Origin of the sequence: Aminipila butyrica, assembly GCF_010669305.1 — a bacterium.
GTDB lineage: Bacteria > Bacillota > Clostridia > Peptostreptococcales > Anaerovoracaceae > Aminipila > Aminipila butyrica.
Map to the genome: position 1 here is coordinate 2,165,248 of NZ_CP048649.1, position 13,837 is coordinate 2,179,084.

Consider the following 13,837-nt stretch of genomic DNA (forward strand, 5'->3'; position numbering starts at 1 on the left):
TCTATAACAATCCAAAATGAGCACTCTCCATCATTGACTTCATCTGGCATAAGCAAAAAGGGTGACCTGCGGGGTCAAACATAACTCTCCAGTCATCGGAAAATTGCTCTTCTGCAATTCTTGCTCCACAATGGAGGGCATGTTGAACTGCTTTTTCTAAATCGTTGACGGCAAAGTCTAGATGGGCCATTTGTTGCTGCGCTCCGGGCTCTTCCGGCCACACAGGCGGTTTATACTCCGGATTGCCTTGAAACAAGATGGAAGGATAGGTGCCTTGATTGGTTCCTGGTGCGTATACGCAGGCCCATCCTTCATCGATGTCCAGCATGTCCCACTTGAGTAATGCCCCATAAAAGCTTGCTAATTCATGCGGCTCTTTACAATCAACCGTAAGGGAATACATTTTAATTTTTAATTCATCATGATCCATAACGCTATTACCCCTTCATATAAATAACTTTCACTATAACTTTTTGGCGGCTAATGCCATATCTCTGAAGCCATCCCATCATATTTTTACATATAGAAAGAAAATTGACAAGCTTTTACAAAAAACTTGTCAACTTGGCTTTTAGAATATATGCGATTCTTTGGTTTAAGCGCTGACCGGTGTTCCACAATAATCACATTCTGAAACGCTGCCAACGGAAACAACATTATTTGCGCCGCAACCTGGGCACCGAACTGCAATCTTCTGCACGTCGGCCCGCTGGTGGGTGGATTCTTGAGTATAGGATATCGGTTCAATCTGTTTAAATACCAGCTCTCGAGCCTCTCGATCTATATAAGCATCCTTTAAATAGCCGATATTAATCATATCCTGCAAATTTCTTACTACAAGTTCATAAGGTAAGCCAATAGACGCGGCAATGTTATCGATACCACGAACATTTTGATTTACAGCCAACTCTATGTACTTCTTATATCTAGCGGCTGTTCTTTTTGTCTTGGAAACCTTACGCAATACTAAAATACCGCCGATAATCATCGCAGGTCCTATAATGATTCCAAGCACTGCATCAGAGCTAGAAGTGTCGAATGCCGCCACAATACCCAAAATGCCAAAGATTATAAAGAACCACCCAACAGCTGAAATTATACCGGTTTTCCCGCTCATCAAGGCGGATTTATCATTGGCTAGTTTATTAACTAACAAAGCAAGACCCACTGGCCAGAAAATAATCAGCCAAAAAACAATCCATCCCCAACTCGTTCCTTTTTTTTCCATTCTTAAATTCCTCCTCTTTTCGGTCTATTATGTTCTCCATTTTGTATGTCGTCATAGGTCTTTATCTTGTTATCGTGTACTTGAGCTGATACGTTAACAATAACCACAGCAACAATAAAGAACACGGCGTTTATGGCGATTTGAAGGAATACAAATCGAAATAAATGCTCTGCAAACCACCCCGTAAAGAACATGCTGATAATGACCACAAGCTCATAAAGCCAAATCGCACTGACCAACCCCGTAGAATAATAAATGCGGTCTCGGTTTCCCTTTGGCGTAACCAGGGCAAGCGTTACGAGCAAAGAAACGACTAGAGATAAGAGCAAGAAGCCAAACGCCCAGAAGTTTAGGGCAATCTGTTCAATATCCAGCAGAAAGAATCCGACGATAACGACCAAAATTGCAATCGTATAACTAACGATAGCGGTTAAAGACCCTCTACTCATTCCTTTCACCCTCTACTTTCTTTCCGCATTCCGGACAGAACTTCAAGTTGTCCCCTAATTCACTGCCACAGGAATCACATTTTTTTACCAGAGGATTCCCGCAATGAGGACAGAATTTTTGCTTATCATCAACGGATTCACCGCATTTCGGGCAGCTTTTTATCAGGCTATTTCCGCATTGTCCGCAGAACTTTAATCCGTTATGATTGCTGGCTCCGCATTTCGGACAAACTTTTTGATCCATAGTAGGATTCGTATCTTTACCGCAAAATGGACAGAAATTATATTCCAAACCAATTTGCTTACGGCAATGAGGACACTCTTTCAGTGGATTTGTTTGTAGGTTTTTACCCATTTCGCCAAGTGCACCGCCGAAGTTCCCTCCTAATCCAACGCCCATGCCAAGGCCTAATCCCGCCCCCATAAGAGGAGCTGACCCCGAACCTGGGTTTGTTGCCGCGCCTTCCAAGGTGTCAAAGGAGCGCTCTTGCGTATAAGAATAACCGAGAATATCCATTTCTGCTTTCTTTGCCAGCGCCGCTTTCAGTTTAACGACCGCCGAGTCCTCTTCAGGAACACTGATATCGTTTACATAGAAATTTACCAGTTCAATACCAAACTCAGAAAAATTCGGCAGAATGCTTTCCATCAAGGATTCGGATATTTCACTGATATAGGCGTTGATCTCTAATACGGATATCTTTTTATTAATAATGTATTCAGATATATCGTCCTTAACTTTTGTTAAGTATATCCCTCTAAAATACTTTACAATATCGGCTGAGGAGAATCCGGGGAGTGTGCCCACCAGCTTTGTCAGAAACAGTTTAGCATCTGAAATTTTAATTCCAAATTGCCCAAAGGCTCTAATTGGTACAAACACATTGTATTTCGGGTCTTGCAGTTGAATTGGCGTCGGTGTTCCCCATTTGACATCAAGGGAATTAACTTTATTTACATACCATACTTCCGCCGAAAAAGGAGAACGGCCCCCAAAAGGCAAATTTACCAGATTGTTCAAGATGGGTATATTGGCTGTATCCAAGGTATGGCGTCCAGGTCCAAACCAATCCAGTGCCTGCCCACCCTTATACAGCACCGCCTCTTGTGATTCATTAACGATTACCTGCGTCCAAGTACCAAGTTCCGCATTGGGAAACTTCCACGCAAGCACATTCGGCGAACCATCATATTTTACTACCTCAACAATTGCCATTACTACACCATCCTTATATTTTTTCTCGTTTTTTTATAATACTATTGTTCGTTTTTGTTTTTAGACCAAAGGTTTCTTCAAGCACCTTTCCAACAGATGCCTGAACATTACAGCCATTTACATTTTACGACAAATATTCCAAAACTTCAATCTTAATTATTAAAAACTTGTCCAGCATCCTGAGTATTAGGTTAAATACCACCTAGTTCTTTCATATAAAGGAAATGCTCCATATCTTTGCCGTTATAATATTTTGAGAAAACCCCTTGTCTTCTAAAACCAGACTTTTCCGCTACAGCAATAGAGGGCTGATTGTTGGATTTGATTTGGGCATAGAGTACATTTAAACTAAGTTTATGACAGGCATATTCTGAAAAGATAGCTACGCTCTCTGTCGCATATCCCTTGTGCCAGTATTGCGGCAGCAGCATATAGCACACCTCGAACCCGTTTAAATTGTCCAGTTCAAAACGGTGCAAACCTGCTTGACCAATAAAATTACCCGAGCTTTTTTCATAGGCAGCAAAGTAGCCAACGCCATCCTGTGCATAAAAGCTTAATTGCTTTTGAGTCCAGTTCTCCACTTGCTCATCAGAAAAAGGATGCTCCCACGCATACATGACCGCCAAATTGCCCATTAATGCTTTAAGCTCGTCAACGTGTTCTGGCACTAGTTTTCGGAATATTAACCGTCCTTTTTCTAAAAAGGGAATTTCTTTGCTATCGTGCTCACCCTTTTTCAAAACAGAATCCCCCTTCCCCCAATATAAAAACACAAATTACTGCTATTGTTTATTCGGCTTTCCAAAGCAGCTTTCCATCAGCCGCATAGATCTGCTCCTCATCAAACCGCGGACCCCGCTGGTCGTCAGCTCCCGCTCTCCAATATTCAACGGTATAGCGATGTTCAAGGCCTATACTATCAGTAGCGATCACCATCATGATGCAAGTCTGGCCTTTCTTTAGCTGGATACTTTTATCCACTTGCCAACCGCCAGAAAAGGCATCGCTAGGAATAACCTCGTTCGAAATAACTTTTTTATCTACTTTGATGACAAAGCGCATGTCTGTGAAGGCTATTCCTGATTCTGCATTTTTAACATCGGCATAAAGAGTTTTTTTGCATTGATATGTATCTCTGCTATAGGAGGTTTCGCCTATGAATTGCGGAGACAAGATGGGCAAAATCAAGTCTTTCATACTCTCAACGACAATTCGGTCATCTTGCGTGGTTTTCTTTACGCCGCTTTCATCAATCACAATCATAGGGGACACCTTGCCAAAAATACCCCGGGAAACAGTTGTGGAAAAAGTGGTGCCATTTCTAGTCATCGGATTCAGTTGGCCATCAATTTCAAGACTGACAGCGGTATTCGCGCTGACTTCCTTCGGGGTAATGGCAAATGTAATCGGAGCCGTAAAGTTCTCGGTGTCAAGGTCCCCTACTTTAATTGACGCGGTTTCAATCAAACTCGCTTCTTTTTTCAGCATTTCATCCACATTAGCATATATTTCGTTTATTTCACTCCTTGTGTTGTCATCCTGAGTGCTTATTTCAGCCCGTGCATTGTCAACTTGCTGTTGCAGGCTGCTGATTTTCATAATTGATACAAACTGAGCGACAACAAGTACCACAATAATAAGGGGCAATATATTCTTTTTCACACTGAACCTCCATTATATAAGATATAAATACTGTGCTTTATTTTCCCCCTAGTCTCTGTCAGAATATTTTTTACTATTTCCGGTAAGCTATGACTGTTAGGAGGTGATCCCATGAATATGGTCTTTGATGCGGTATATTATGAGCCAGATGTGCTTAATTATAAGCTGGGGCAAATGTTGCAGCACAAATACGCAGCCCTTCCATGGAAGCCAATCGAAACGCACAACCGCATAGTGGAAATGACCACCGCAGCTAACCGGGACTTCCCCAAGCTAAAAAAGCACTTGATTATCGGCACCAGAAAGACACACCGATATGTACCAAATCAGAAGGTTTCTGACTGGCTGGTACCCTATACCTCCTCTGGTTGCAGTGCGATGTGCCTGTACTGCTATCTGGTATGCAACTACAATAAATGCGCCTATCTTCGTCTCTTTGTTAACCGGGAGCAAATGCTGGACAAGCTGCTAAAAAAAGATGCCGCAGCTCCCGTACCGCAAACCTTTGAGATTGGCAGCAACAGTGATTTGGTGCTGGAAAACACCATAACCGATAATTTACTCTATACCATTGAACGTTTTGCCCAAGAAGGCCGAGGCAGTCTGACGTTTCCAACAAAATTTGATATGGTAACGCCGCTGCTCAGCCTGGATCACCGGGAGAAGATTATATTTCGCATGAGCATGAACCCTCAGGAAATAATAACTCGCATAGAATTGGGCACGTCCCCTTTATCTGCAAGAATTCGTGCCTTAAACGACATGGCGGAGGCGGGCTATCCGGTAGGATTATTAATTGCTCCCGTAATTCTTCTGCCCAACTGGAAGCAGTTATACGGTGAACTGATCGATCGTCTGGCAGAGGAACTGAGCGATAAGGTTCGGAAAAATGGCTTTATAGAAATTATATTAATGACTTATAGTTTCGTACAAAATGCCATTAACACAGAGGCCTTCCCAAATGCCGTTCAGCTTTTTGACCGAGAAACCATGACCGGACGCGGACGGGGCAAATACTCCTATCGAAATCCTATTCGTGCAGAGGCAGAGGCCTTTTTACGAGAAAAGCTTTCCCAGCGCTTAGGCAGTATGCCAATACTGTATATTTCCTAAGACTTTTCATAGGCAGTCATGTCAAAGAAAAAACTTAACCTATAGCGGTTTTCTTCCGTTCATCTTTATAGAAGACGGCAATCACCAGCCCCACCAGAGTTCCTGCCAGCATCGGGATGACCCAGCCCATGCCTAATGTAAAGAACGGAACATGAGCTTCATAGAAGGCAAGGATTTGACTTACTGGAGCCGAGTTCCGAAGTCCTTCCGGCATGGCATTCAGTCCATCCGCCAGACTTACCAGCATGGTGAATATGGTTGCAGAAAGGTAAACGCATCTGCGTCCCTTAAAAAGATGTGAACCTAACGTCAAAATAATCAACGCAATAGCAAGGGGATAGATAAACATCAGCACTGGAATCGAAAGCGTGATGAGCTGTGTCAATCCAATATTGGAAACAATACAAGAAAATGCGGTAAATAATATGACGTATGATTTGTAGCTAAGGGAGCGGGGAAATATCTGCCGGAAAGTTTCGGAACAGGCGACAATTAACCCGATTGCCGTCTTTAGACAAGCCAGGGTGACGATAATAGCCAAGAGGACACTCCCTAAATCTCCAAAGAAATGATTGGCAATCTTGGCAAGAGCAATCCCCCCATTTTCTGCAGGTTCCATAATGCGAAGGCTGGTCGCTCCCATAATTGCCAAAAATGTATAGATTGAACTCATTAAAATGACGGTAACAATTCCGGCTTTCACGGTTCCGTAGGCAATATCCCTCGGTTCCTCTATGCCCTGCTCTTTAATATTTTGAACTATAATAATTCCGAAAGCCAGCGCAGCAAGAGCATCCATCGTATTATACCCTTCCGTAAACCCTTTAAAGAAGGCCGCATGGAGGTAGGCTTCCTGCACGGGTGCCTGTGCGTAATCTCCCATGGGAGAAACAAAACTAGCGATAACTAAAATGCTGAGAAAAACTAAAAAAAGAGGATTTAGTACTTTTCCTACCCAGGTTAATATTTTACTAGGCCTCATGGCAAAGAAAAGGGCTGCACCGAAGAAACAAATCGTAAAGATTGCCAAGACTACTGTCTTATATTGCTCCGGAATGTAAGAGGAGACCCCAATCTCAAAGGAAACATTGCCCAGTCTCGGCAAAGCAAAGAAAGGCCCTATGGTGAGGTATAAAAGAATAGTGAAGCCATACGCATAGTATGGATGGACCCTGCTGGACAGATCAAAAAGGCCATCACTTCTAGATAGTCCCATGGCTACAATTCCCAGGAAAGGCAGGCCAACAGCGGTCATAATGAAACCCGCAGTGGCGATAAATACCGCTTGTCCAGAAAGTTGTCCCATATAAACGGGAAAAATTAAATTTCCCGCACCGAAAAAAAGCCCGAAAAGCAACGAGCCGACAGCTAGATTGGATGAAAAAGATAAAGTTCGCTTCAATGTATTGTCTCCTTTCAAATTACGGTAATCTTTTCTTGGTTAGGGATATGCGGCGACGCCATATGCTCTGCATAACCCAACAAAACACCCATACCGCATTCATAGCCCTCTGGAAACTTAAGTCTGCGTTTAAAGTCTGCCGCCTTATTCCCGGCAAAGGCTACCCCCACAAAACCACAATGAAGATTTGCGATTCCAAGAGATGTCGCAGCAAGGGCTATGTTTTGAGCAAGAATACCACAATCAATCCATTCAGCTCCTTTTGGAAAAGCTTCCTTTACTGCAATGACAATCATACACGGTGCATTGTAAAATAGTCTGCCTCCACGAGACATAATGCGCTCATACATGGATTTATCCTCCAGGGCTGACAATATGCTCATTCCTTCTGTTTCCATTTCCTCTATGAGGGCTTTATCCTTCACAAGGATTACGTGCCAGCCTTGGCGATTCATGCCGCTGGGAGCCTGTATTGCCGCTTGTGCAATCGCCATCAGGTCTTCTTGCTCTGGTAATCTACCCGTAAAACTTCGGCAGGAAAATCGTTCCGCTATTGTTTTTAACGTGCTATTCATAATAAAAATCCTTTCTGACATACCTTTATTTATCCCTTTATGTTTACGGATTACACCTGCTGCAAGGGGTCTTGCCTAAATTAATCGCGTCTGATTTAGACACAGATATTTTGCTTTGCCTTAAGTATTGGCAACCATCCCTATGATATTTTTCTCCGGTCTCCGTAATATAAACGGTGTAATTGTCTTGAACTTGAACAGTTTCCAGTTCAGCGCTCTCTTGTTTTTCTGCTGCTGCCTGCTGAATGGCCAATTCTTGTTCTGCTTTGGCTTGAGCCTGAACAGCTGCTTCCTTATCCCTCTCTGCTTGAAGGCTTACTAATTTCTCTTCCGCCCAATTTAAGGAGGTGAGGTTTGTTACAAAACTTTTTTGCTCAGAATCCAAAAGTTCATAAGCTGCCCTTACCGCTTTAACATCCTCAGATTGCTCTAATGTGATGGCATTGATGTCTCCCAGCGCCTCGATCTTTGAAATCACCATTGCTACGCTTTGATCTTTATTATCTGTAGCTTTTTCAGCAGTAATTCCTGATGGGACGTGTTTATCTTGTTCTATATTTTGATCTGAGTTCCCTGAAAAAACACCCGTTAAAACAAAAAACAACAACATACCAATCCCATAGTATTTCAGAACATTTTTCCTTGTTTTCTCTTCTTGAGTACCCCATCTGACGACTACATTAGGACTTATTAAACCAATAATTACCGCAATTAAACAAATAACGAATAATAATATGAACAACCCCTCCATCTAAAGCCTCCTTCTGTCAAATAGCTTAATCATTTGATTTCAATATTCATGCTTTTGAAATAAGAATACCATATTTATCGAGATTTGGGCATATTTTCCGTGAATTAGAGTAAATCATATTTTTCTTTTAGGGACAAAATCCGTAATACACTTTCGTCAACCCGCTTTTCACTTATAGTTCCGGCTTTAACTGCATCATAGACACCATGATAAGCTTCTGCAAAATTTTCAGGCATTAGGACAATATCAGCTCCTGCTAAAATAGCTTTAACCGCCCCTTCACTAGATGTATACTCCTGTGCAATCGCTCCCATTGCCATGGAATCTGTGATAACCACACCGTTATATGCCAACTCTTTTCGCAATTTCCCCTCAATCATTTCAGAGGAAAGGGAAGATGGAAGTCCATCGGCGGTTATATTGGGAACTGTAATATGAGAAATCATAACCATGTCCGTCTGTTTAGACGCCTTAATAAATGGAATTAGCTCACATTCCTTTAGTTCTTCCCAGGTTTTTTCCATAGAAACAAAACCTCTATGGGTATCCCCTTTTGTATCTCCATGGCCAGGGAAATGCTTTACACAGCTCATAATACCGGCCTCATGAAGCCCATCGATTTCTGCTGTTACCATCTTTGCCACCAGGGCAGGATCGCTGCCAAAAGAACGATTGCCAATTACCACATTTTCCGGGTTTGTATTAACGTCGGCTACCGGAGCAAAATCTACATTAAAACCATACTTCTTTAAATAGGAACCAATTGTAAAACCAACTTGTTGGGCATTTTCACGCTCTCCAGTCTGACCTATGGATTCCATACTCTCGTACGTTGTTACATCAAATCCTTTTGAATTTGCAATTCTGGATACGGGACCTCCTTCTTCATCAATGCTTACAAATAGCGGCGTTTTGCTTTGCTGATTCATTTCATTAATAAAGTCCGTCAGCTGTGCAGGAGATAGAATGTTTTTTTGAAAGATTACAATACCGCCAATTGGATATTGCTTTAATGATTCCATTATTTGACTGTCCGCTTCTGTGATGCCATAATCTTTTGAGCTGCTGATTTGCTCCGCAGTCAGGCTAAAATCAAGGGACTCTGGACGAATGATAAAAAGCTGTCCAATTTTTTCCTCTAAAGTCATCCTGTTCAGTAATTGCTCCGCTTTTGATAGCGTTTGACTAGGGGGTGTATTGTTTACCGAATCCGGCTTGTCTACATTTGATGCACTGCATGAAGTAAGAAGGAATAGGATGGCAAATGCGCATGCATTTAAAAATATCTTTCTCATCTTTATCTCCTCATTAGAATTCGTTATTTTGCAATCCGAGTGGTTTTACCATACAAAAAATAGAGGGAGAATCCTCCCTCTGCCTTTGGTGTACGGATTGCACCTCACAGGGCTTCCAGAATCTCATGGATATCCGGCAGCTCTCCCAGGGGATAAACCTTCACCCATTTAACGATTCCTTCCCCATCGATGAGGATATTGGCTCGACCAGAGAAGCCGTGGTTTTCCATAAAAACACCGTAATCCTGTGCGACCTTACCCTGCGGCCAGAAGTCGCTGACAAGAGGGGTTTTCTCTATGGATAGAACGGTAGCCCACGCTTTCTTGCTGGGAGCAGCGTCGACGCTCAGACCAATGGCAACAGTGTTCTTCGCAGCAAATGCGTCGAAATGCACCTCTAGTGCACGCATCTGGTCCGTACACACGCTGGTCCAGGCCAGCGGATGCCAAGACAACAGCACTTGCTTGCCACAATAGTCGGACAACCGTATTTCCTTGCCGAATCCATCTTGCAGGATGAAATCAGGAGCCTTTGAACCTACCTGAATTGCTTTCATATTTTGTTCCCTCCTATATCTGAATGTGGAGAAGCAAGACCAACCTAAGCGGACCTGCTTCGATGCTTTTATTATACTATAAGAGTTTGCTTCTTTCTACCAAATTTATACAAGTATTCCTGACGAATCCTTCGAAGCATACTTAAAATCCGGCATTTTAGTTTTTTGAGGGAATTCAATCAGAATAAAAGGCTTCAATTGCCTGGGCGAAAAATTGTGCTGCCCCCTCTCCATACTGTTGATCGATTGCCTGCTGACACGGCTTATTTCTATATGACTGAGCAACCGCTAACATCAACGGCTTTTCTTCTTTCATTTGGCAAAACTGTTTCATAACAAAACCATATTCACCGATAATTTTTTTCACTTCAACAGACTGGAAGTCACAATTGCGTTTTTCCAGCAGCTTTTGGCGAATTGCCTCCTCCCGTTTTTTATAGCTTTCGGCAACTTCCTTGCTAATTGGCTTCTCGAGGGTAGATAAATAAGCATCCTTACCCCCGTACCATTCCACTACTTTTGCATAACGTCTTTGTACCTCTTCTGATGCTACCACCTCCAGATAATGTTGCTTCCACTGTTCTGCACTTCCAAATTCACCAATGGCCGTTTGACGCATTTCCTCTGGCATGTTAATAAACATGAGATGAAACATTTTCTCCACCTCTGTTTTAGTGAAAAGTGAAAAATCCATCCGATTGTCTCCTTTCAAAACATCATCCACACTGGCAATCAGGTGTTCCAAACGTTCCTTTTTTGCAACCAGCATTTCTCTCTGCATTTGCAGAATTTGGTTTCTATCCAGAGACGAATTTTTGATAATGGCTTTGATTTCTTTTAGCGGAATATCAAACTCGCGAAAAAACAGAATCTGTTGTAAAATCTCTAAGGCTTTATCATCATACAGCCGATATCCTGTTTCACTTTTGCTGGTGGGCGAAAACAATCCAATCTCATCATAATAGTGAAGTGTGCGCACACTAACGCCGGTAAGCTCTGCTACCTCTTTTATGGTTCTCATACAATCTGACCTCCTCCCGTGATAGGTCAACTATACGCTATGACGTCCCGTGAGAGTCAAGGTCAATCCAAACAATTTATTCTCAGCCACTTCTTCCACATGAATAACATCCGAAATACCCAACAGACCATTTCTTAAATCCATAGTTGCCATGCGCTTTGCCGCTTCGGCAGCAATTAACCCGGTAAATCTACCCTCGTCATGCCCCCATGCATGGATAATCTTTTCCCCTGCTTGCACGGCCACCATAAAGATATCGGTTCCTAACTTTGGTTTTTTTAAAATAGCCTCTGCCATGCGATAAATCGGCTTGTATTTTAGCGATCCCAATAAGCCCAGCTTGTTGGCTCTATAAATGAAATCCGTTACAATTGACTGGTCAAAACCCAAGTACGTTGTAAAAGTCCGGTCTTTGTATTTTAAATTTAGCATATGCTGATCCACAAAATTAAAATTATAGGTTTTCAGGCTTTTCTGCTCCATATGAATTGTGCTTTTTTGTGTAAAAGGCCGAATATAGCCCAAAGTCTTATGACTGTAGCTTTTCAAAAAATTATCCAGAGTCCACTGAATGGCCGCATCCCCGTGCTTTTCGCCCAAACCTAAAATAACCTCAATATTTATTTCGTCTGCCAGCGGATGCATCAGAACAAATTTTTCTGCCAAAAGATTGGTAAGTCCAGGAGCCAACCCAATCCCCAGCAAAATTTTGCTTGTTCCTCGAAGTTTTAATTGCTGAATTTTCTCTAGGTACTCAGAGTTTGCCGTTACATCCATATAATCAATTCCATGGATATCACAAAATTCTACCAACTCGGTATTCTCCTGATCTACACAAACAATAACCCAGCCAACACCATCCAGTTTTGTAAAATCGATATGATGAACATCCATAGAGCAGATTTCAGCCTGGATTTTTTCCTTTTTCAAGAAGTGCTGGATTTTATCTTTGTTCCGTCCAACCAGCATTAAATTGTAGTCTTTCAGTTCTCTGGTAATATACTGCCCGACTTTGCCATGTCCCCCTATAATCATAATCTTACTTTTCGTATTCATTTATATTCTCCTGTATGTTGGCCTTGTCGAGGCTTATGAGTGGTGTTCAATTAAACTAATGGCATGGTCCAAAAATCCCTTCATAGCGGCTAATTTATCACCCGAAGTATCCCCTAGAAAATCAAAGAGTGCTTTATCGTATTCGTCATGATATTTTTTATGAGCATGATAGGCGGTCTGTCCTTTTTCCGTCAAATAAAGCAAATAGCGTTTTTTATCCTCCGGGTCATCTTGCTTGACAATCAGACCTCGTTCGCTTAGTTTTTGTAAGGTCTTGTGAACCACCGGTCTGGTAATGCCATATTTTCGTGCAAGTTCAGCGCTGTGTATGCCCGGATAATCGCCAATTGTTTTGATCATGTGGATTTCTCCACGGTAAAAAGTCATCTCTTCACTGCCAAAATCAAGTACATTTGTTTTGCTGTTTGCAATTCTTTCTGTCAGCATGATGAAAGAATCAATGACTTCACTAGAAGGTACAGAAAGATTTCTGCGATCTTTTTGGTAAAGGTGCCCTTCAAACAGGGATACTTTTATCCGCTCCGCCAAGTTAAAGCCAGATTTTTGCAAAACTGTTTCAATTTCTTTCGCACTGGGCGGCAAAGGAATGCCCTCCAAAAATCCGGATAACCAGCTTATCATATTTGCGGGAACACTGTTTTTATCCTCTGCAAATTGCCCAATAATAAACAGATACCCGCCATCTTTTAACGCGTCGGAGAGCTTTTCCATAAAGACAGATAAGTCACCCTCGACAAAATTTAATATGCCAGAGGCAATAATAAAATCATAAGGGCCATCCAATGGGTCCGAATTAAAGTCGCCTGAAATCACGTCAATCTTTTGCTGCATGTGGTGCTGCTGTACAATCTCTCTTGTTACCTTAGAAACTTCCGGGGTTTCCAGTATGGTTGCTTTGCTGTTTGGAAACTGTTTTATGAACTCGATATCCAAAATACCAGCTCCGCCCCCCAAATCCAAAATATGAAGTGTATCGCTGTTATTGGGATACAACTTGCCTATTTTATCCATAAACACCTGCACTCGCCCCGTATACATTTCTGGGATGGTTAAACGAGCGAGTTCTGAGAAATCATAGCTAGGTCCATTCCCAGCAGGGGGAGCCTTTACCTTTTCTTCCAAAAGGGACAGGGACGTCATCTTTTCACGGAATAAAAGGGTATCGCCCAGAAAGACTTTGCTGTTCCGAGATAAAAAAGACTTTGTTTCGGATGCGTTTATATAAAAATCTCCCTGCTTATGAACAAACCCACAAGAAACCAGGGATAAAAGCATGAAATCCATTTGTATTTTGTCGCAACCAGTTGCCTCTGCAATTTCTTCTGCCCTTTGGGGCGTATCAAGAAAAGAGAAAAGATCCAAGCGAATTGCTGCAAATAGCAACTGACCTTCTTGATAATGGCGCATGATTTGATAATACCGGCTTGGGCTATCTTCTATCGCATACATATACGAAACATCTCCTTTTTGTATTTAGAAATAGTTAAA

The 13,837-nt window shown here is 42.1% G+C and carries 15 protein-coding genes; 1 reads left to right on the plus strand and 14 read right to left on the minus strand.

Features of this window, described 5'->3' with window-relative positions; translation table 11 throughout:
- Position 1: 1 nt before the first annotated feature.
- The 6 genes from Ami103574_RS10275 to Ami103574_RS10300 all read right to left on the minus strand — a co-directional run bounded on the left by Ami103574_RS10275 (position 2) and on the right by Ami103574_RS10300 (position 4,558).
- Positions 2 to 430, minus strand: coding sequence for a VOC family protein (locus Ami103574_RS10275; protein WP_163066928.1), 429 nt, complete (start codon positions 428 to 430; stop codon positions 2 to 4).
- 165 nt (positions 431 to 595) lie between these two features.
- On the minus strand, positions 596 to 1,228 hold the full coding sequence (locus tag Ami103574_RS10280; protein ID WP_163066929.1) for a hypothetical protein: 633 nt from the start codon (positions 1,226 to 1,228) through the stop codon (positions 596 to 598).
- Between the two features lie 2 nt (positions 1,229 to 1,230).
- Positions 1,231 to 1,677: a hypothetical protein gene (locus Ami103574_RS10285; RefSeq protein WP_163066930.1), complete on the minus strand. Its 447-nt coding sequence runs from the start codon at positions 1,675 to 1,677 to the stop codon at positions 1,231 to 1,233.
- On the minus strand, positions 1,670 to 2,893 hold the full coding sequence (locus tag Ami103574_RS10290) for an SPFH domain-containing protein (RefSeq protein ID WP_163066931.1): 1,224 nt from the start codon (positions 2,891 to 2,893) through the stop codon (positions 1,670 to 1,672). The genes Ami103574_RS10285 and Ami103574_RS10290 overlap by 8 nt, the downstream gene beginning before the upstream one ends.
- Positions 2,894 to 3,084: 191 nt before the next feature.
- Positions 3,085 to 3,636, minus strand: coding sequence for a GNAT family N-acetyltransferase (locus tag Ami103574_RS10295; RefSeq protein ID WP_163066932.1), 552 nt, complete (start codon positions 3,634 to 3,636; stop codon positions 3,085 to 3,087).
- A 49-nt stretch (positions 3,637 to 3,685) separates the two neighbouring features.
- A complete protein-coding gene (locus Ami103574_RS10300; protein WP_163066933.1) occupies positions 3,686 to 4,558 on the minus strand; it encodes a hypothetical protein in 873 nt (290 codons plus the stop codon).
- Positions 4,559 to 4,669: 111 nt separating this feature from the next.
- Between Ami103574_RS10300 and Ami103574_RS10305 the strand changes: the two genes are divergently transcribed.
- The gene (locus tag Ami103574_RS10305) at positions 4,670 to 5,671 is read left to right on the plus strand and encodes an SPL family radical SAM protein (protein ID WP_330587016.1); all 1,002 of its coding nucleotides are present in this window, start codon (positions 4,670 to 4,672) and stop codon (positions 5,669 to 5,671) included.
- A gap of 34 nt (positions 5,672 to 5,705) precedes the next feature.
- Here the strand turns inward: Ami103574_RS10305 and brnQ are convergent, their stop codons facing one another.
- From brnQ to Ami103574_RS10345, 8 genes are all read right to left on the minus strand, one after another.
- On the minus strand, positions 5,706 to 7,073 hold the full coding sequence (gene brnQ / locus Ami103574_RS10310; protein WP_163066934.1) for a branched-chain amino acid transport system II carrier protein: 1,368 nt from the start codon (positions 7,071 to 7,073) through the stop codon (positions 5,706 to 5,708).
- Between the two features lie 14 nt (positions 7,074 to 7,087).
- Entirely contained in the window at positions 7,088 to 7,648 is a 561-nt protein-coding gene (locus tag Ami103574_RS10315) for a nitroreductase family protein (protein ID WP_163066935.1), read from the minus strand.
- A 43-nt stretch (positions 7,649 to 7,691) separates the two neighbouring features.
- Positions 7,692 to 8,399: a hypothetical protein gene (locus Ami103574_RS15850; protein ID WP_163064717.1), complete on the minus strand. Its 708-nt coding sequence runs from the start codon at positions 8,397 to 8,399 to the stop codon at positions 7,692 to 7,694.
- Between the two features lie 104 nt (positions 8,400 to 8,503).
- The gene (locus tag Ami103574_RS10325) at positions 8,504 to 9,694 is read right to left on the minus strand and encodes a glycoside hydrolase family 3 protein (RefSeq protein ID WP_163066936.1); all 1,191 of its coding nucleotides are present in this window, start codon (positions 9,692 to 9,694) and stop codon (positions 8,504 to 8,506) included.
- Between the two features lie 104 nt (positions 9,695 to 9,798).
- On the minus strand, positions 9,799 to 10,251 hold the full coding sequence (locus tag Ami103574_RS10330) for a redoxin domain-containing protein (RefSeq protein ID WP_163066937.1): 453 nt from the start codon (positions 10,249 to 10,251) through the stop codon (positions 9,799 to 9,801).
- 175 nt (positions 10,252 to 10,426) lie between these two features.
- Entirely contained in the window at positions 10,427 to 11,272 is an 846-nt protein-coding gene (locus Ami103574_RS10335; protein WP_163066938.1) for a MerR family transcriptional regulator, read from the minus strand.
- Positions 11,273 to 11,302: 30 nt separating this feature from the next.
- Entirely contained in the window at positions 11,303 to 12,328 is a 1,026-nt protein-coding gene (locus Ami103574_RS10340) for a saccharopine dehydrogenase NADP-binding domain-containing protein (RefSeq protein ID WP_163066939.1), read from the minus strand.
- A gap of 33 nt (positions 12,329 to 12,361) precedes the next feature.
- Entirely contained in the window at positions 12,362 to 13,798 is a 1,437-nt protein-coding gene (locus Ami103574_RS10345; RefSeq protein ID WP_163066940.1) for a methyltransferase domain-containing protein, read from the minus strand.
- Between the last annotated feature and the right edge of the window lie 39 nt (positions 13,799 to 13,837).